Origin of the sequence: Terrabacter sp. Root85 (assembly GCF_001429185.1) — a bacterium.
GTDB lineage: Bacteria > Actinomycetota > Actinomycetes > Actinomycetales > Dermatophilaceae > Terrabacter.
Genome location: NZ_LMIW01000013.1, coordinates 232,636 through 250,765, shown reverse-complemented (window position 1 = coordinate 250,765; position 18,130 = coordinate 232,636). Strand labels below are relative to the sequence as shown.

General features: G+C 72.4%; 16 protein-coding genes. 7 read left to right on the top strand and 9 right to left on the bottom strand.

Annotation, left to right across the window (positions count from 1 at the left end; translation table 11 throughout):
* Positions 1-3 precede the first annotated feature (3 nt).
* From ASE25_RS20365 to ASE25_RS20325, 9 genes are all read right to left on the bottom strand, one after another.
* Positions 4-381: a hypothetical protein gene (locus ASE25_RS20365; protein ID WP_056827186.1), complete on the bottom strand. Its 378-nt coding sequence runs from the start codon at positions 379-381 to the stop codon at positions 4-6.
* The gene (locus ASE25_RS20360; RefSeq protein ID WP_056827185.1) at positions 378-1,151 is read right to left on the bottom strand and encodes a LytTR family DNA-binding domain-containing protein; all 774 of its coding nucleotides are present in this window, start codon (positions 1,149-1,151) and stop codon (positions 378-380) included. The genes ASE25_RS20365 and ASE25_RS20360 overlap by 4 nt, the downstream gene beginning before the upstream one ends.
* Positions 1,148-2,272 carry a sensor histidine kinase gene (locus ASE25_RS20355; RefSeq protein ID WP_056777628.1) on the bottom strand — a complete coding sequence of 375 codons (1,125 nt, stop codon included), beginning with the start codon at positions 2,270-2,272 and terminating at the stop codon, positions 1,148-1,150. Before ASE25_RS20355 ends, ASE25_RS20360 begins: the two co-directional genes overlap by 4 nt.
* Before the next feature lie 108 nt (positions 2,273-2,380).
* On the bottom strand, positions 2,381-3,913 hold the full coding sequence (gene obgE / locus ASE25_RS20350; RefSeq protein WP_056775981.1) for a GTPase ObgE: 1,533 nt from the start codon (positions 3,911-3,913) through the stop codon (positions 2,381-2,383).
* A gap of 186 nt (positions 3,914-4,099) precedes the next feature.
* Entirely contained in the window at positions 4,100-4,369 is a 270-nt protein-coding gene (rpmA, locus tag ASE25_RS20345) for a 50S ribosomal protein L27 (protein ID WP_056775979.1), read from the bottom strand.
* A gap of 39 nt (positions 4,370-4,408) precedes the next feature.
* Positions 4,409-4,717: a 50S ribosomal protein L21 gene (rplU, locus tag ASE25_RS20340; RefSeq protein WP_028785644.1), complete on the bottom strand. Its 309-nt coding sequence runs from the start codon at positions 4,715-4,717 to the stop codon at positions 4,409-4,411.
* A gap of 125 nt (positions 4,718-4,842) precedes the next feature.
* Complete coding sequence (locus tag ASE25_RS20335) at positions 4,843-8,151, bottom strand: Rne/Rng family ribonuclease (protein ID WP_056827184.1); 3,309 nt, start codon at positions 8,149-8,151, stop codon at positions 4,843-4,845.
* A gap of 209 nt (positions 8,152-8,360) precedes the next feature.
* The gene (locus ASE25_RS20330) at positions 8,361-9,134 is read right to left on the bottom strand and encodes a TIGR03936 family radical SAM-associated protein (RefSeq protein ID WP_056775975.1); all 774 of its coding nucleotides are present in this window, start codon (positions 9,132-9,134) and stop codon (positions 8,361-8,363) included.
* Between the two features lie 56 nt (positions 9,135-9,190).
* Positions 9,191-9,964: a 1-acyl-sn-glycerol-3-phosphate acyltransferase gene (locus ASE25_RS20325; protein WP_056827183.1), complete on the bottom strand. Its 774-nt coding sequence runs from the start codon at positions 9,962-9,964 to the stop codon at positions 9,191-9,193.
* A gap of 253 nt (positions 9,965-10,217) precedes the next feature.
* Between ASE25_RS20325 and valS the strand changes: the two genes are divergently transcribed.
* The 7 genes from valS (at position 10,218) to ASE25_RS20290 (ending at position 18,109) form a co-directional block, all read left to right on the top strand.
* On the top strand, positions 10,218-12,884 hold the full coding sequence (valS, locus tag ASE25_RS20320; RefSeq protein ID WP_056827182.1) for a valine--tRNA ligase: 2,667 nt from the start codon (positions 10,218-10,220) through the stop codon (positions 12,882-12,884).
* A gap of 105 nt (positions 12,885-12,989) precedes the next feature.
* Positions 12,990-13,724 carry a DUF4129 domain-containing protein gene (locus ASE25_RS20315; protein WP_056827181.1) on the top strand — a complete coding sequence of 245 codons (735 nt, stop codon included), beginning with the start codon at positions 12,990-12,992 and terminating at the stop codon, positions 13,722-13,724.
* A complete protein-coding gene (locus tag ASE25_RS20310; RefSeq protein ID WP_056827180.1) occupies positions 13,721-14,365 on the top strand; it encodes a hypothetical protein in 645 nt (214 codons plus the stop codon). Before ASE25_RS20315 ends, ASE25_RS20310 begins: the two co-directional genes overlap by 4 nt.
* 3 nt (positions 14,366-14,368) lie before the next feature.
* Complete coding sequence (locus ASE25_RS20305) at positions 14,369-15,385, top strand: MoxR family ATPase (protein WP_056775958.1); 1,017 nt, start codon at positions 14,369-14,371, stop codon at positions 15,383-15,385.
* A 6-nt stretch (positions 15,386-15,391) separates the two neighbouring features.
* Positions 15,392-16,705, top strand: coding sequence for a DUF58 domain-containing protein (locus ASE25_RS20300; protein ID WP_056827179.1), 1,314 nt, complete (start codon positions 15,392-15,394; stop codon positions 16,703-16,705).
* A 2-nt stretch (positions 16,706-16,707) separates the two neighbouring features.
* Entirely contained in the window at positions 16,708-17,328 is a 621-nt protein-coding gene (locus ASE25_RS20295) for a hypothetical protein (RefSeq protein ID WP_235508769.1), read from the top strand.
* 142 nt (positions 17,329-17,470) lie between these two features.
* On the top strand, positions 17,471-18,109 hold the full coding sequence (locus tag ASE25_RS20290; protein ID WP_235508768.1) for a TetR/AcrR family transcriptional regulator: 639 nt from the start codon (positions 17,471-17,473) through the stop codon (positions 18,107-18,109).
* The last annotated feature ends 21 nt before the right edge of the window (positions 18,110-18,130 follow it).

The window sequence follows — 18,130 nt, the reverse complement described above, 5'->3', positions numbered from 1 at the left end:
GGGTCACCGGCCGTCGAGCAGGTCGCTGAACGTGGCCTCGTTGCGCTCGGACCGCCGCACGTAGAACGCGCCGAGGCCGATGATCTCGGCGAACGCGACGACCGTGAGCAGGATCCACGGCAGCGGCACCCCGAGCAGGTCGATCCCGGCAAGGCCGGGGACGGCCGTGAAGAGCAGGGGCAGCAACCCGAGCGTCAAGGCGAGCACGAGCAGGACGCCGAGGGCGAGGCGGAGCTGGCTGCGCATGAGCGAGGTGATGTAGACCTCGCCGAGCCGGGTCTGCTCGTCGATCTCGGATGCGATCGAGACGTTGCGGGTGCGCGCGGCCGACGTGCGGGGGCTCGTGACGCGGACCCGCGCTCGGGGGGCCTCGGGCGTCATGACCCACCGCGCCCGAGCGGCTGGGCACGTCGCACGAGCAGGTCGCGCAGCGCACGCGTGTGGCGCCGGCTCACGACGAGCTCGTGGCCACCGACGACGACGGTCGTGCGCCCGCCCTCGGTGCGCCACTCGGTGATGTGGCCGAGCGCGACGAGCGAGGACCGGTGGATGCGGACGAACCCCGCCTCGCGCCACTGGTCGGCGAGGGTGGTGAGCGGCACCCGGACGAGGTGGCTCTCGCTCGCCGTGTGCAGGCGGGCGTAGTCGCCCTGCGCCTCGACGTAGAGGACGTCGGAACGCGCCACGAGCCGGCTCACCCCGGCCAGCTCGACGACGATGGTCTCGTCGCCCGTCGCCGCGGACGTCTCACGCCCGTGGATCTGCCGGACGACGCGGCGCACCGCCTGGTCGAGCCTCTCGTCGCGCACCGGCTTGAGGACGTAGTCGACGACGTTGAGCTCGAACGCGTCGACCGCATGCTGCTCGTGGGCGGTGACGAAGACGATCGGGGGCTGGGTCGTGAAGCGCGACAGCACCCGCGCGAGGTCGAGGCCGTTGAGGCCCGGCATCTGCACGTCCATGAAGATCGCGTCGACCTGCCCTTCGTGGAGCACGCGCAGCGCCGCCTCCCCCGACCCGGCCGGCACGACTTGGCGCACGCACTCGTGGCGGCCGAGCATCCACGTGAGCTCGTCGAGGGCGGGTGCCTCGTCGTCGACGGCCAGCACCCGCAGCAGGGGCGCGAGCTCGGTGTCCGGGGTCGTGGTCACACGTGCACCCCCGGACGAAACTTCGGCAGCCGGACGACGACCTTGGTGCCGGCGCCGGGCGCCGTCTCGACGACGAGACCGTAGTCGTCGCCGAAGGCGGTGCGCAGGCGCTCGTCGACGTTGGCGAGGCCCACGGAGTCGCTGCCCGGGTCGCCCGCGAGGACCCGGCGCACCCGCTCTGGGTCCTCGCCGACGCCGTTGTCCTCGATCGTCACGACGCACTCGTGGTCGGCGTCCTGCGCGAGGATGCTGATCTCACCGCTGCCTGCCCGGCCCTCGATGCCGTGCTGCACGGCGTTCTCGACGAGTGGCTGGAGACAGAGGAACGGCACGACGACGGGGAGCACCTCGGGCGCGACGCGGACCGTCACGGTGAGCCGGTCACCGAAACGGGCCTTCTCGATGACGAGGTAGGCCTCGATGGACCGCAGCTCCTCTGCCAGGGTCGTGAACTCGCCGTGCCGCCGGAAGGAGTAGCGGGTGAACTCGGCGAGGTCGACGAGCAGCTCCCGGGCCCGCTCGGGGTCGGTGCGCGTGAACGACGCGATCGCGGTCAGCGAGTTGTAGATGAAGTGCGGGCTGATCTGCGCCCGGAGGGCGCGCACCTCGGCCTCCATGAGCCGGGTCCGCGAGGCGTCGAGCTCGGCCAGCTCGAGCTGTCCGGAGACCCAGCGCGCCACCTCGTTCGTGGCCCGGACGAGACCCGCCGAGGCACGGCCGGTGAAGACCTGCAGCGTCCCGACGACCTTCTCGTCGACGTCGAGGGGCGCGACGATCGCCTGGCGCACGATGCACGAGGGCTCGGCGCACGCGACGTCCGCACCGTCGACGACGGTCGTCCGGCCGTGGCCGAGCGTCCCCGTGGAGATGACGACGGGCTGGTGGGCGTGGTGCGAGCGACCGCCCTCCCATGCGAGCAACGCGCTCGTGTCGGTCATGGCGACCGCCGGTGCTCCGAGGAGCGACCGGAGGTGCTTGAGCGAGCGCTCGGCGGCCGCCGGCGTCAGGCCCATCCGCAGCGGGGGCGAGGCCAGCAGAGCCGTGTGCAGGGTGCGGTACGTCGCCCGGTCGGCCTCGGTGCCGAGGTGACCGCGACGCAGCAACGCGCCCCACGAGCTCATGCCGACACTGTAGGCGGTCACCCCGCGCCGGGGGCGCCGTCCTCGCGACCCGCGGGACCGACCCCGACCGCCCGGCGGAAGACACCCCGCGACGGGGCGAGAGTGGACTCAGGCGTCGTCGCCCTCGTCGGCGGCGACGTGCCAGAGGCCCGAGCGACGCTCGGCCTCGAGCTCCTCCTGCGTGGCCGCGCGGGCGGCGTAGCGGTCCTTCTGGGCCTCGCGCTTCTCGTCACGGGTGGGCCGCGAGGACTCCGCGAGCCGCAGGTCGGTGCCACGGGTGCCGAGCAGCTCGGCGCCGGCCTGCAGGGTCGGCTCCCAGTCGAAGACGACGGCGTCCTCAGCGGTACCGATGACGACGGTGTCGCCGGCCACGGCGCCGACCTTGTAGAGCTCCTCCTCGACACCGAGACGGCCGAGCCGGTCGGCGAGGTAGCCGACGGCCTCGTCGTTGGAGAAGTCGGTCTGGCGCACCCAGCGATAGGGGCGCTCGCCGGCGACCCGGAAGATCGGCCCGTCCGGACCGTTCTCCTTGACGATGCTGAAGCCCTTGTCGTCGACGGACTTGGGGCGCAGCACGACGCGCTTCGGCACGGCGGCCTCGGCCTCGATCTCGGCGCGGGCGGCATCGACGTGGCGGGCCATCGCGAAGCTCAGCTCGCGCAGGCCCTGGTGGGCCACCGCGGAGACGATGAAGACCTCGATGCCGCGCGCCTCGAGGTCCGGCTTGACCATCTCGGCCAGCTCGCGGGCCTCGGGCACGTCGGCCTTGTTGAGCACGACGATCCGGGTGCGGTCGGCGAGCGGCTTGCCGCCGAGGTCGGCGTCGGGCACGTAGAGCGACAGCTCGTTCTCGATGACGTCGAGGTCGCTCATCGGGTCACGGCCGGGCTCGAGGGTCGCGCAGTCGATGACGTGGACGAGGACCGAGCAGCGCTCGACGTGGCGCAGGAACTCGAGGCCCAGGCCCTTGCCCTCGTGCGCGCCGGGGATGAGGCCCGGGACGTCGGCGACGGTGAATCGGGCCGAGCCAGCGGTGACGACGCCGAGGTTGGGCACGAGCGTCGTGAAGGGGTAGTCGGCGATCTTCGGCTTGGCGGCCGACAGCACCGAGACGAGCGAGGACTTGCCGGCGCTCGGGAAGCCGATGAGCGCGACGTCGGCGAGGGTCTTGAGCTCGAGCACGACGTCGACCTCCTCACCGGGCTCGCCGAGGAGCGCGAAGCCGGGCGCCCTGCGGCGGGCCGACGACAGCGCCTTGTTGCCGAGACCGCCGCGGCCGCCACGGGCGATGACGTGCTCGGTGCCCATGCCGACGAGGTCCATGACGATGCGCCCCTCGCCGTCCTTGACGACCGTGCCTTCCGGAACCGACAGCACGAGGTCGTCGCCGTCGGCGCCGTTCTTCTCGTCGCCGGCACCGGGCAGGCCGTTGACCGCCTTGCGGTGCGGGTGGCGGTGGTAGTCGAGCAGGGTCGTCGCCTGGGGGTCGACGCGCAGGATCACGGAGCCGCCGTGCCCGCCGTTGCCGCCGTCAGGACCGCCCAGCGGCTTGAACTTCTCGCGCTTGACGGAGGCGACGCCGTGCCCCCCGGCGCCGGCGCTGAGGTGCAGCACGACGCGGTCGACGAAGGTCACAGCCATGGGGGTCACTCTTCCAGATCAGGGTGGGCGGACGGCATACGCAGGTGGTGCCGGGGAGGTGGCACTCGCGAGCTTGCGAGTGACTGCCACATCATTCCGGAGCGAGTGCCGCGTGCCCGGGAAAGGCGGAAGGGCGGGCCACGCGGGCCCGCCCTTCCGGTACACACTCAGTGGGTGATCAGGTGATCACTCAGCAGCGGCCGTCTCCGGCTGCTCGATGTTGACCGTCTTGCGGCCGCGCTTGGAGCCGAACTTCACGGCGCCGGCGACGAGGGCGAAGAGCGTGTCGTCGCCACCGCGACCGACTCCCTCACCCGGGTGGAAGTGCGTGCCGCGCTGACGGACGAGGATCTCGCCCGCGTTGACCTTCTGGCCACCGAAACGCTTGACGCCGAGGAACTGTGCGTTCGAGTCGCGACCGTTGCGGGTCGAGGACGCACCCTTCTTGTGTGCCATGTCAGTCCTTCTCTCGTGAGTCTCTGGGTTCCGGGTGGATCACGCGTTGATGGCGGTGATCTTGACCTGGGTCAGCGGCTGACGGTGGCCCTGACGCTTGCGGTAGCCGGTCTTGTTCTTGTACTTCATGATGACGATCTTGGGGCCCTTGGCGGCCTTGACGACCTCGGCCTTCACCGACACCTTGGACAGCTTGTCGGCGTCGGACGTGACCGTGGTCCCGTCCACGAGGAGCAGCGGCGTGAGCTCGATGGCATCGCCGGGCTGACCCGTCACCTTGTCGACGAGCAGGACATCGCCCACCGACACCTTCTCCTGGCGACCGCCAGCGCGAACAATCGCGTACACAGTGAAACTCACTCTCTCATCAAGGGTTGGTATCGCCGCTTTCGGCACCGGCCCGTCAACACGGGCCCGGTGGGCGCACCAAGGGAAAAGATTACCGGCTGGGAGGTCCCACCTCCAAACCGAGGTCAGGCCCCGCCGGTGCTGCCCGACTCGCCGCCGGACTCGTTGCTCGCCCGCGGCGGGCCGGCCGGGGCGACCACGCGGCCCCGACGACGGCGTCCTCGGGTCGCGGGCGCCGCCGCGGCAGCCGCCTCGGGCGCCTCGGGCGCCTCGGGCGCCTCGGGCGCCGAGTCGTCCGTGGTGTGGTCGGAGACGGTCGTGGTGCCGGTCGTGGTGTCGGCGACGTCGGACTCGAGCTCGACGTGCGTGCCACCCTGGGTCGCCTGCTCGTCGGCGGGGTCGACGTCGTGAGCGTCGTCTCCCGACCACGGGCCGTCGTCCTCGGGGAAGGCCTTCCCGCCGTGGACCTCGGCGCTCATCTCGGCGACGGCCTCGGCGGCCGCCTCCCCCGCGGGCTGGCCGGAGGCGCTCTTGAGCGCGGCCGCGTGGGCCGCTGCCGCGATCTGGGCGGCCGTGGGGCCGTTGCTCTTGGACTCCGCCTGCGGTGCCTGCTGCGACTGCTGGCTCGCCTGCTGCCCGCCGTTGCCCTGGGCGCCGCCCTGGCTCGAGGCCTGGCCGGCGCCCTGGCCGCGGCCACGACGACGGCTGGTGCCACCACCTCCGCCGTTGTCGCCCTGGCTCTGCTCGTGCGCGTGGGCGCCCTTGTCGACGGGGTCGGTGTGGATGATGAAGCCGCGGCCGTTGCAGTGGTCGCACGTCTCGGAGAAGACCTCGATGAGGCCCGACCCGACGCGCTTGCGGGTCATCTGGACAAGGCCGAGCGAGGTGACCTCGGCGACCTGGTGCTTGGTGCGGTCCCGACCGAGGCACTCGAGCAGGCGACGCACGACGAGGTCGCGGTTGCTCTCGAGGACCATGTCGATGAAGTCGATGACGATGATGCCGCCGATGTCGCGCAGCCGGAGCTGGCGCACGATCTCCTCGGCCGCCTCGATGTTGTTCTTGGTGACCGTCTCCTCGAGGTTGCCGCCCGAGCCGACGAACTTGCCGGTGTTGACGTCGACGACCGTCATCGCCTCGGTGCGGTCGATGACGAGGGAGCCGCCGCTCGGCAGCCAGACCTTGCGGTCCATCGCCTTGGAGAGCTGCTCGTCGACCCGGTGGTGCGTGAAGAGATCCTCCTCGGCGGTCCACTTCGTGACGCGGTCGGCGAGGTCGGGCGCGACGGAGGAGATGTACGGGTGGATCTCGTTCCACGCCTGGTCGCCGGCCACGACCAGCTGCTTGAAGTCCTCGTTGAAGACGTCGCGGATGACCCGGACCGTGAGGTCGGGCTCACCGTGCAGGAGCATCGGGGCCTGTCCGCCGGTGACCGACCCGGCCGCACCGTTCTTCTTCTTGCCCTTGCTCTTGCCGGCGCGGGGGGTGGACGCAGCCTCGGCCTTGGCCTGGATGTCCTCCCACGTGCGCGTCAGTCGCTCGACGTCGGCACGCAGCTCCTCCTCGCTGGCCCCCTCGGCCGCGGTGCGCACGATGACGCCGGCCGAGTCCGGCACGACGTCGCGCAGGATCTTCTTGAGGCGCGCGCGTTCGGTGTCCGGCAGCTTGCGGCTGATCCCGGTCATCGAGCTGTTGGGGACGTAGACGAGGTAGCGACCCGGCAGCGAGATCTGCGAGGTGAGGCGGGCGCCCTTGTGGCCGATCGGGTCCTTGGTGACCTGGACGAGCACCGTCTGGCCCGAGCCGAGGGCGTTCTCGATGCGCTTGGGCTGGTTGGCCTCGAGGCCGGCGGCGTCCCAGTTGACCTCACCGGCGTAGAGCACGGCGTTGCGGCCCTTGCCGATGTCGACGAAGGCGGCCTCCATCGAGGGCAGGACGTTCTGCACGCGGCCGAGGTAGATGTTGCCGGCCATCGAGACGTTCGTGGCCTGGTCGATGTAGTGCTCGACGAGGACGCCGTCCTCGAGCACGCCCATCTGGGTGCGCCCCTCCTTGTTGCGCACGACCATGACCCGGTCGACGGCCTCACGGCGGGCGAGGAACTCGGCCTCGGTGATGATCGTGCGGCGGCGCCCGGCCTCGCGCCCTTCGCGACGGCGCTGCTTCTTGGCCTCGAGACGGGTCGAGCCCTTGACGGCGACCGGCTCGTCGCTCTGGCTGCGCGGCTGGCGCACGCGGGTCGAGACGTTGGGGGTGTCGTCACCGGACTCCGGGGCGGAGCCGGCACGGCGGCGGCGACGGCGACGACGGCTCGAGCCGCCCTCGTCGTCGGAGTCGCCCTCGGAGTCGGCGTCGGCGTCGGACTCGGCGTCGTCCGCGCCCTCGGCGGACTCGCCGCGAGCGTCGGCCGAGCGCCGGGAGTCGCGGGAGTCGCGCTCGTCGGTCTCGGACTGCTGGTCCTGCGCGTCGTCGTCGTCGGCGGCGCGGCCCCGGCGCCCCTTGCCGCCGCGGCGGCGGCGCGAGCGACGCGGGCTGCTCTCCTCGTCGGTCTGCTCGTCGGTCTGCTCGTCGACGTCGGTCTGGTCCTCGTCGGCGACGGTGGGCTCGTCGTCCTCGACGTCGGGGGTCGGCTCCTCCGCCTCGGGCGGGGGCGTGCCACGGCGTCGACGCGTCGGCACGGCCTGGCTCGCGTCCGGGGCCTGGAAGAGCACGCTGAAGCTGGGGACGACGGCTCCCTGGCGGTCGTCGTCGGCGTCAACGCCGGAGGCAGCGTCGTCGAGGTCCTCGGACTCGTCGAGGGCGTCGACGTCGATGAGGTCGGAGAGGTCGATCGCCCCGGGGTCGGCGGCCGTGGAGGTCGCCGTGCTCGCGTCTGCGGGGCTCTCCGTGGTCGCGTCGTCACCCGAGAGCGCGCCGGCGACGAGCTCCTCGACGGCAGCGTTGGCCCGGTCGGCCTTGGTGCGCGATCCACGCTTCGTGGCCCGGGCGGCTCGCGGTGCCCTCTCGGCCCTGGGGGCCTTCTCGGCCGGCGCGGCCTCGGCGGACTCCTCGGAGACCTCGGAGACCTCGGCGACCGGGCTCGGCCCGTCGGTGTCGGGGGCCGGCTCGACCGGCGCGGCGACCGTCGCCTTCTTGCGCGTCGCGCGCTTGCGGGCCGGACGCTTGGTCTCAGGGACGGCCTCAGCCGGGGCGTCGCCGACGGAGACTCCCTCGGGTGCTGCGGCGACCGCGGGCTCGTCGGTGGAGGCCTCAGCGGTCGGGTCGGCCGGAGCTTCGGCCGGAGCCTCGGCGGAGGGCACGATCGTCGTGGCCTTCTTCGTGGTGCGACGCGTGGCGCGGCGACGCGGCGCCGGCGCGTCCGTGCTCTGCTCGTTGCCCTGCTCGGAGGGGAACAGCGTGGCTTCGTCGCCGGTGGTGGTGTCGTTGGGTGCCATCAGGCAGCCTCCCGTCAGGTGCGGTGTGACCCACACGCGGCCGGGGCCGTCGACACCGCACGAGTGCGGTTGCAGTCGTCGCGCCGCGTCTGCGACGGGACGGAAGTCGTCTCGCTACACCCGAAAACGGTTCGCGCTGGGCGCGGCCCCGTGATCGAATGCCGTCGGCGTCCTGGTCGGCAACCATTTCGTCGTCATGACCTGGCAGGTCATTCCAGCGGGTCGGTCACCCGCACGTTTGCGGTGTCGAGCGGTCCCTGCGCCAGTCGCGTCACCAGTGGGGGGCGCGGAGGCTGCAGGTCGGCGATCTCACGCAGCGCGGTCAGAATGTCGTCGGGGCGTACAGCCGGTGTGGTGTGCCGTACGACCATGCGCAGTATCGCACAGTCGGTCCCGACTTCGTGAGTCGTGACCGTGTCGCCGAGCGCGTCGCCCGGGCTCAGGACGCGTGCGGCCACGATCGCGCCGCGCACGTCGAAGGTGCGCGGACCGGACTTCGTCAGCCGGGTCACCTCGGCCGTGTCGCGCTCCATGAGAGCCTCGACGGCAGCCTCGAGGACCTCGAGCGGCACCCCGGCGAACTCGAGCAGCCAGTCGCTCGCCTCGAGACGGTCGGCGAGCGCCCCGGGGGTGGCCTCGACGACCTGGAGGATGTCGATCCCCTCGGGCAGGGCCTCGTCGAGCGCGGCGCGGACCGACTCGGGCTCGACGCGCTGGGTCACCGAGATCTCGAAGTACTCCGCCTCGCTGCCGGTGCCGGTGGCCGCGGCGTTGGCGTAGCTGATCTTCGGGTGCGGGTGGAAGCCGGCCGAGAACGCCATCGGCACGTCCGCCCGGCGCAGCGCGCGCTCGAGCGCGCGCTGGAAGTCGCGGCTCGAGGTGAACCGCAGCCGCCCCCGCTTCGTGTAGCGGATCCGGAGCTTCTGGACCGCGGGGTCCGGAGCCGGACCCTCGGGGACGCGCTGACGTGCCTGACGAGCCATGCCGGAAGGCTACCGGCGTCGGGTCGTCGCCCCGAACGTCCTCACCCCGGACCGGCTCACTCGGTCGGGAACCCCCGCTGCTCGTCGGCGCGTCGCTGCCGCTCCAGCGTGTCGGCCTCGTCGAGGCGGGTCGCCTCGGCGAGCGTCGGCGCGGTGCCGCCCATGCTCGCGGGGAGGAACTTGAGGTCGGGGCCCGTCAGGGGCTCGTAGGCCGCCCGGGCGACCGCGAGCAGGTCGGCCATGACGGCCTTGTACTGCTCGGTGACGGCCACGGGGTCGGCGTCGGGCGCGACGGCGATCGGCTCCCCGACGTTGATGAGGATCGGGACGTTGGTGCGGCCGAGCCGCTTCGGGTGGCCCTTGGTCCAGACCCGCTGCGAGCCCCAGATCACGACGGGCAGGATCGGGACACCGGCCTCGACCGCCATCCGGGCCGCACCGGTCTTGAACTCCTTGAGCTCGAACGAGCGCGAGATCGTCGCCTCCGGGAAGACGCCGACGATCTCTCCGGATCGGAGCGCGTCGACGGCGGTGGCGTACGACGCCGCCCCCGCGGTCCGGTCGACCGGGATGTGCTTCATGCCGCGCATCAGCGGACCGCTGACGGCGTGCGAGAAGACACCGTCCTTGGCCATGAACCGCACGAGGCGGTCGGACTTCTGGGCGGCGAGCCCGGCGTAGGCGAAATCCATGTAGCCGGTGTGGTTGATCGTCATCACCGCTCCCCCGGTGCGCGGGACGTTGTCGTCGCCGAGGACGGTGAACTTCAGCCCCTGCATCGCGAACACCCCGCGGGCGAAACCGATGACGGACGAGTAGACGGGCTCCATGGGGACACTCTGCCCTGCGCCGCTCCGCTTCGGCACGCCGATGGGCCGATCGCCCCTGCCGACGAACACGGGATGACCGTGATCGCGAGCGCGGCCGTGACGCACGCCACGCCGGTCGCGGCTCGAGACGTGCCGACCCGCTGCGGTGGCGCGCGGACCGCGCCGGACGGCATACGCGCGTGGTCCGACCGTGCCGGTCGGCCGGGGGAAAGCCGGTCGAGGGCACCCCGGCGCGCATGGAAGGATTGGGCGCATGACTGACACACCTGCACCCACGACCTCGCGGATCCCCGAGCGACCCACGCTCGACGGGCTCGAGGAGAAGTGGATGCAGGTATGGGCCGACGAGGGCACCTACGCCTTCGACCGCGAGAAGGCCCTCGCGCTCCCCCGCGACCAGGTCTTCGCCATCGACACCCCGCCGCCCACGGCGAGCGGCAGCCTGCACGTCGGCCACGTCTTCAGCTACACCCACACCGACTGCATGGCCCGCTACAAGCGGATGCAGGGCCTCGAGGTCTTCTACCCCATCGGCTGGGACGACAACGGCCTGCCGACCGAGCGCCGGGTGCAGAACTACTACGGCGTGCGCGGCGACGCGAGCCTGCCCTACGAGGAGGGCTTCATGCCGCCCTTCGAGGAGGGCGTCGACGCCAAGGGCAAGGCCATCAAGGCCGCCGACCAGCACCCGATCAGCCGCAAGAACTTCATCGAGCTGTGTGACGTCCTCACCGTCAAGGACGAGGTGACCTTCGAGTCGCTCTTCCGTCGCCTCGGCTTCAGCCTCGACTGGGACATCTCCTACCGCACCATCGACGAGCGCTCGCGCGCCGTGGCGCAGCAGGCCTTCCTGCACAACCTCGAGCGCGGCGAGGCCTACCAGAGCGAGGCCCCGGGCCTCTGGGACGTGACGTTCCAGACCGCCGTGGCGCAGGCCGAGCTCGAGGCGCGCGACTACCCCGGCGCGTACCACCGGGTCGCCTTCCACCGGGACGGCGGCGAGCCGGTCTTCATCGAGACGACCCGACCCGAGCTCATTCCGTCGGTCGTGGCCCTCATCGCGCACCCCGACGACGAGCGCTACCAGTCGCTCTTCGGCACGACGGTCACCTCGCCGCTCTTCGGCGTCGAGGTGCCGGTGGTCGCGCACCGCGCCGCCGAGATGGACAAGGGCGCCGGCATCGCCATGTGCTGCACCTTCGGCGACCTCACCGACGTCATGTGGTGGCGCGAGCTGCAGCTGCCGATCCGGTCGCTCATCACCCGCAACGGCCGCCTCCAGGCCGAGACGCCCGAGTGGCTCGCCGGCGGCCCGGGCGAGGCCCTCTACGCCGAGTCGCTCGCGACGAAGACGACGTTCAGCGCCCGCGAGGCCATCGTGGCCGCGCTGCGCGAGTCCGGCGACCTCGACGGCGAGCCGCAGAAGACCCAGCGCAAGGCGAACTTCTACGAGAAGGGCGACAAGCCGCTCGAGATCGTCACCTCGCGCCAGTGGTACATCCGCAACGGCGGCCGCGAGGAGGCGCTGCGCTCCAAGCTCGTCGGCATGGGTGACGAGGTCGACTTCCACCCCGCCTTCATGCGCTCGCGCTACAAGAACTGGGTCGAGGGCCTCAACGGCGACTGGCTCATCTCGCGCCAGCGCTTCTTCGGCGTGCCGTTCCCGGTCTGGTACCCCGTCGACGTCGCGGGTGAGGTCGACCACGACCACCCGCTGACACCGCCCGCCTCGGCGCTTCCCGTCGACCCGCAGATCGACGTGCCCGAGGGCTACGAGGAGTCCCAGCGCGGCCAAGCGGGTGGCTTCGTCGCCGACCCCGACATCATGGACACGTGGGCGACGTCGTCGCTGACGCCGCAGATCGCCGCCGGCTGGCCGGTCCGCGAGGGCGCCGCCGACGGCGACCGGCTCGGGTCGGACGAGGCGCTCTTCGCGAGCATCTTCCCCTACGACCTGCGTCCCCAGGGGCACGACATCATCCGCACCTGGCTCTTCGCCACGGTGACGCGCTCGTACTTCGAGCACGGCGTGGCGCCGTGGAGGCACGCCGCGATCAGCGGCTGGATACTCGACCCCGACCGCAAGAAGATGAGCAAGTCCAAGGGCAACGCCGAGACGCCCGAGGACGTCGTCAAGGCCAACGGCGCCGACGCGGTGCGCTACTGGGCGGCCTCGGGTCGCCTCGGCACCGACGCCGCCTACGACACCGGCCAGATGAAGGTCGGGCGCCGGCTCGCCATCAAGGTGCTCAACGCGAGCAAGTTCGCCCTCGGCTTCGGTGACGTCGACGGCGACCTTCGTGCCGCCGTGACCCACCCCCTCGACCTCTCGATGCTCGCGGCCCTCGCCGACGTCGTCGACAAGGCGACCCAGGGTTTCGAGGGCTGGGACTACACCCGCTCGCTCGAGGCCACGGAGACCTTCTTCTGGACGTTCTGCGACGACTACCTCGAGCTCGTCAAGGACCGCGCCTACGGCGGTCAGGGCGACGAGGCCGCCGCGAGCGCCCGTGCCGCGCTGCGCCTCGCCCTCGAGACGCTGCTGCGCCTGCTCGCACCGTTCCTCCCCTACGCCACGGCCGAGGTCTGGTCGTGGTTCGGCGAGGGCTCCGTCCACCGCCAGTCCTGGCCGACCCGTGACGAGCTGCCCTCCGGTGGCGAGCCCGCGCTCCTCGCATCGGTGGGGTCGGCGCTGGCGGGCGTGCGCAAGGTCAAGTCGGAGGCCAAGGTCGGCATGCGCGCCGAGGTGCGCACCATGACCCTCGTCGCCCCCGCCGCCTCGGTCGCCCACGTGCGGGCGGCCGAGTCCGACCTGCGGGCCAGCGGCCGCATCAGCGAGCTGGCGTATGCCGAGGGCGAGGTCGTCGAGGTGCGTGACGCCGAGCTCGTCCCCGTCGAGAAGAAGCCCGCCCAGGGCTGACCCACCGAGCGACCCGTCGGTCGTCTGCCGCCCGGACCTATCGGGACGGCAACGATCGGCCGGCTCGGCGACCGTCGACGAGCCCGCTGGCATAGGGTCACTCGCATGTCGAGGCGGGGGGCTCAGGTCACCATCGTGGGTGGCGCCGTCGTCATGGCCGCTCTGGTCGTGGCCGCGCTGGGCCAACCCGTGCCGTTGCTGTCCCGCCCGCTCGACGCGCAGACGTTCACGCCGCTGCCGACCCTGACGTCCCTGCCTCCCTCCGCGACGCCGCCCCGGCCGACGTCGACGTCGACGTCGACGCCCTTCGACCCGTCTCCCGTGCTCGTCACCCTCGTCCAGATCGTGCTCGTGCTGGCAGCCCTCGTGGTGCTCGTCGTCCTCGCACAGCTGGTCCGGTCGCTGCTGCGCCGGCGCCCGCACCTCGAGCTGCACGAGGAGCCCGACTTCGCGATCCCGCTCGTGCCCACCGAGCTCCTCGAGGAGGCGCGGGACCGGCTGCGGGACCTGGAGAGCGGCGAGCCCCGCAACGCCATCGTCGCGGCCTGGCTCGGACTCGAGACCTCCGCCGCCGCGACCGGACTGCCGCGACTGACCGCCGAGACGTCGACGGAGTACACCGAGCGCGTCATCGGCGTGTGGCCGGTCGACTCCGCCCGGCTGGGCGACCTCGCCGCCCTCTACCGCGAGGCGCGCTTCTCGGTCCACGACCTCGGCGAGAGCCACCGTGACCGGGCGATCGCTGACCTCCGGGTCCTCATCGCCGACCTCGAGCAGGTGGCTTCGCGGCAGGCTGCCGAGCGTGGCGCGTCGGCGGCCGCGCGGGAGGAGTCGTCGTGAGCAGCCAGCCGGACGGCATACCTCCTCGGACCCGGCGCGAGGCGCGCGAGGCGCGCCAGCGGGCAGCGGCGTCGGCCGGACGGCCACTCCCCCGCGGCGCGGTCCGCCGGGCGCCCTCGCGGACCCGGGAGATCGCCCTGGCGCTGCGCCCGTGGCGTCGTCGACTCGTCGGCCTGTTCCTGACGTGGGTGGTCCTGGCGGCACTCACGGCGGGGCTCGGTCTCGCACCGGACGTGCCGGTGCTCCTCGTGATCCTGCTCGCCGCCGCGCTGCTCGTCTGGCACCTCATCGACCACACCGCGCCGCAGCACCTGACGGTCTGGCCCCTCGTCGACGGCGACCTCGGCGGGCACTCGCGCGGCAACGACTTCCGCGTCACCAACCTGGCGGGACGGCTCGAGGCGGCCAACACCCGCCGCGAGGGGCGCGAGAGCGTCGTGCACGACCTGCACCTGCAGCTGCAGGTGCTCATCCGCGAACGGCTCTACGCCCGGCACGGCATCGTCGCCGAGGAGGAGCCGAAGTGGGCCCAGGGTGTGACGCCACCCGAGCTGTGGGACCTGCTCGTCGGCCTGCCCCCAGCCGACCTGTACCGTCCCCAGCGCCTCGACCCCATCCTCCGACGAATCGAGCAGTGGTAGCGCATGACCGAGATGAACCTGACCCGGGTCAGTGAGCTGAGCGGTGCCGTCCTCGACGAGGTCGACCGGGCGGTCGTCGGCAAGCGCGAGTCGCTGCGGCTCGTCCTGTCCGGCATCCTCGCCGGCGGGCACGTCCTCATGGAGGACTTCCCCGGCCTCGGCAAGACGCTGGCGGCACGCAGCTTCGCCCAGACCCTGGGGCTCGACTTCAAGCGGGCCCAGTTCACGCCCGACCTGCTGCCCGGAGACATCACCGGCTCGTTCATCTACGACCAGCGGTCGGGCGAGTTCGAGTTCCGCGCGGGGCCCCTCTTCGCCGGACTGCTCCTCGCCGACGAGATCAACCGGACGCCGCCGAAGACCCAGGCGGCGCTCCTCGAGGCGATGCAGGAGAAGCAGGTGACGGTCGAGGGCCGCACCTTCCAGCTGCCCCGACCCTTCCACGTCCTCGCGACCGCGAATCCCGTTGAGTACGAAGGGACCTACCCGCTCCCGGAGGCGCAGCTCGACCGCTTCCTCATGCGCATCTCGTTCGGCTACCCGACCCTCGACGAGGAGTGGGAGATCCTCTCGAACCGGATGGCCCGCCAGCGCGAGGAGCAGGAGCTGCGCCGCATCGTCGACGCGGAGCAGCTGCTCGCCATGCAGGCGGCCATCGAGGCGACGGCCGTCGACGAGTCGGTCGGGCGCTACTGCGTCGCACTGACCGCAGCCAGCCGCACCCACGCCGACGTCCTCATGGGCGCCTCTCCCCGTGGCGCGCTCGGCCTGCTCCTGTGCGCCCGGGCGTATGCCGTCGTCGACGGTCGCGACTACGTGACCCCCGAGGACGTCAAGGCCGTGGCCGTGCCGGTCCTCGCGCACCGCATCACCGTCAAGCCCGAGCTGTGGATGAGCAACGCGTCGGGGCGCAGCATCGTCGAGAGCCTCCTTCGGACGGTCGCGACCCCGTCGGCCCGGGAGCACCTGGCACCGGGACCGGTCGCCGACTCGTCAGCGGGCCCGGCGGCTGGCGGCTGAGAGCCCGTGCAGCCCTGGCGCCCCCACCGGACAGCCACGCGCCGACTCGGCGGGTGGGAGCCGACCGCTGCCCACCAGCGGGCGATCCTCCTCGCCGCCGGCGGCGCGATCGTCGCCGTCGTCGGTCGCCGGGCCGACCTGCTCGTCATCGTGGCGCCGCTCGTCGTCGCCGCGCTGTGGGGCCACCTCGCACGGCCACGCACCGAGGTGACCGCGACGGCGCGACTCGGCGACTCGACGCTGCGCGAGGGGTCGGCGACCGGGGTCTACGTGACCACCGAGCCAGCCCTGCACGACGTCCACGGCGTCGTCACCCTGGCCCAGGCCCCGTGGGTCGAGCGCAAGCCGTCGAGCGGGATCGCCGAGCTCGAGGACGGGGCCGCGACGCTCGGGCTGCGGTCCACGCGCTGGGGACGACGTCGCGTCGGCACCGTCAGCGTCGCGCTCGTCAGCACGTGGGGAGCCTTCCGCGCCGGCCCCGTCGACCTGCCGGACCTCGACTCCGCCACCCTCCCCGTGCCGGCCTCCTTCGACGCGAGCGCCCCGACACCGCACCCCCGCGGCATCGTCGGGCTGAACCGGTCGAACCGGCCCGGGTCCGGCTCGGAGTTCAACACGATCCGCCGCTTCCACCCGGGTGACCGGCTGCGGCGGATCCACTGGCCCGTCTCGATGCGGACGGGGGCCCTGCACGTCACGTCGACGTTCACCGACGAGGACGCCCACGTCTTCCTGCTCGTCGACTGCTTCAGCGACGTCGGCCCTCGCGAGGGCATCGACGGACGCCCGACGAGCCTCGACGTCACGGTGCGGGCCGCCGGCGCGATCAGCGAGCACTTCCTCCGGAGCAACGACCGGCTGACCCTGCGCACCGTCGGCGCGGCCGAGGTCCCGACCCTCGGCGTCGGCTCCGGCACGAACCACCTCCGGCGCGTGCTCGACACGCTCGCCGCGATCTCGCCGGCCACCGAGCGACGCGACACCGGCGAGCACGCGATCCGCGGCGTCGACCCCAACGCCCTGTGCCTCGTCCTCTCACCGCTCATCGACCCGACGATGGTGACGCTGGCCCACACGCTGGCGGCGCGCGGCATGACCGTCGTCGTCGTCGACACGTTCCCCGACCACCTCGTCGCCGACCCGTCGAGCATCTACCAGGCGTTGGCCTGGCGGATCCGGCTGCTGTCGCGCGACGCCGAGGTGCACAACCTCCGGCTGCGCGGTGTCCCGGTCGTGCCCTGGCGGGGCGCCGGCTCCCTCGACCAGGTCCTCCGCGACATCGCGCGCCGGGCGTCGGCACCACGGATGGCGAGGCGGTGACCGTGCGCGCACCTGCTGAGGACCCGCTGCCCCAGGAGCTGCTGCGGTCGACGCGTCCGCCGTCGGTGGCCCGCCGCGTCCGGCTGCGCCGGACCGTGCGGTTCGGCGCCGGACCCGAGTGGTCGCTGAGCCAGCTCGGCGCGACCGGCGCGGCGATGGGCGGTGTCGCCGTCTACCTCGCGAGCCTCTCCCTCGCGGTCGGCGGGTTCGACTCCCTCTGGTGGGCGCTCGTGCTGCTGCCGCTGGTCACGATGGCCTGGGCCGGCTCGGCGGCTCCTGCCGTCTACTGGACCCTGCTGCTCTACGGGTGGTTCACGCTGACCCCGGCGGGGAGCTTCTCGTGGTGGTCGCTGCCGGCCGCCGCCGGCTGCGTCGTCGGCCATGCGGCGACCGCGCTCTCTGCGTCGTCACCACCGGCCGGGTCGTTCACGGCCGCCACCAGCCGTCGCTGGGTACGCCACACGGCCCTCGCCTTCGCGGCGGCCGTGCCCGTCGCCATCCTCGCGGGGCTGCTCGCCGGACGTTCGCCGGGACTCGTCCCGGCGGCATACGTCATCGGGCTCGGCGGGGTGGCCGCCGGCCTGTGGTTCGTGCGCACGAGCCCGCCCGTCGAGCGGGTCTGAGCCGTTCCGTCCGTCGGGGCGGGACGGCCGGCCAGGTCGACGCACCGAAGGCTCGACACGTGGTTTGCCAACAGGCCCGTCCCGATCTACTCTATGATGAAACGAAACAGTTTCGTTTCGTCGGGGTGGGACCGGGGTGAGCATGAGCACGACCAGCGCGAGCACGACGGACGCCGCACACGCGAGCCGTCCGCGTGTCGCCGGCGACCGCGAGGTCGAGATCCTCGAGGCCGCGATCGACGTCCTGCGCGAGAGCGGCTACGACCGGCTCACGTTCGACGCCGTAGCCACGGCCGCACGAGCGTCCAAGGCGACGCTCTACCGACGCTGGCCGCACAAGCGCGACCTCGTCATCGACGCCGTCGGGCTCTTCATCGACTGCCCCGCCGAGCAGGACCCCCACACCGGGAGCCTGCGCGGCGACCTGCTCGCCCAGGCCTGCGCCGACGGAGGCCTCGACGACGAGGTCGTCATCGGCACGTGGGGGGCGCTGCTCCCCGTCATCCACCGCGAGCCAGAGCTGGCGCGCGGCATCCACGAGCGGTTCCTGGCCCCGAAGATCGAGGCCACCCGCACCATCTTCGAGCACGCCCGAGAGCGCGGTGAGGTCGGCGCCGACGCCGACCTCGACACCCTGCTGATGATCCTCCCGTCCCTGTCGATCCATGAGGCACTGCTCTCCGGACGTCGACCCGGGCCGGACCGCATCGCCGAGTTCGTGGACAGCGTCGTCCTCCCGGCCTGCGCCGCCACCCTCGCGCCCGCGCCCAGCACTCGCTGAGCCGGCCTGCGTCGGGGCGAC

Bases quoted from the DNA above. Each gene is read 5' to 3' on its own strand.
- ASE25_RS20290 (WP_235508768.1), top strand. From the start codon at position 17,471: ATGAGCACGACCAGCGCGAGCACGACGGACGCCGCACACGCGAGCCGT.
- ASE25_RS20365 (WP_056827186.1), bottom strand. From the start codon at position 381: ATGACGCCCGAGGCCCCCCGAGCGCGGGTCCGCGTCACGAGCCCCCGC.
- obgE (WP_056775981.1), bottom strand. From the start codon at position 3,913: ATGGCTGTGACCTTCGTCGACCGCGTCGTGCTGCACCTCAGCGCCGGC.
- valS (WP_056827182.1), top strand. From the start codon at position 10,218: ATGACTGACACACCTGCACCCACGACCTCGCGGATCCCCGAGCGACCC.
- ASE25_RS20315 (WP_056827181.1), top strand. From the start codon at position 12,990: ATGTCGAGGCGGGGGGCTCAGGTCACCATCGTGGGTGGCGCCGTCGTC.
- ASE25_RS20355 (WP_056777628.1), bottom strand. From the start codon at position 2,272: ATGAGCTCGTGGGGCGCGTTGCTGCGTCGCGGTCACCTCGGCACCGAG.
- rpmA (WP_056775979.1), bottom strand. From the start codon at position 4,369: ATGGCACACAAGAAGGGTGCGTCCTCGACCCGCAACGGTCGCGACTCG.
- ASE25_RS20305 (WP_056775958.1), top strand. From the start codon at position 14,369: ATGACCGAGATGAACCTGACCCGGGTCAGTGAGCTGAGCGGTGCCGTC.
- ASE25_RS20335 (WP_056827184.1), bottom strand. From the start codon at position 8,151: ATGGCACCCAACGACACCACCACCGGCGACGAAGCCACGCTGTTCCCC.
- ASE25_RS20330 (WP_056775975.1), bottom strand. From the start codon at position 9,134: ATGGCTCGTCAGGCACGTCAGCGCGTCCCCGAGGGTCCGGCTCCGGAC.
- ASE25_RS20325 (WP_056827183.1), bottom strand. From the start codon at position 9,964: ATGGAGCCCGTCTACTCGTCCGTCATCGGTTTCGCCCGCGGGGTGTTC.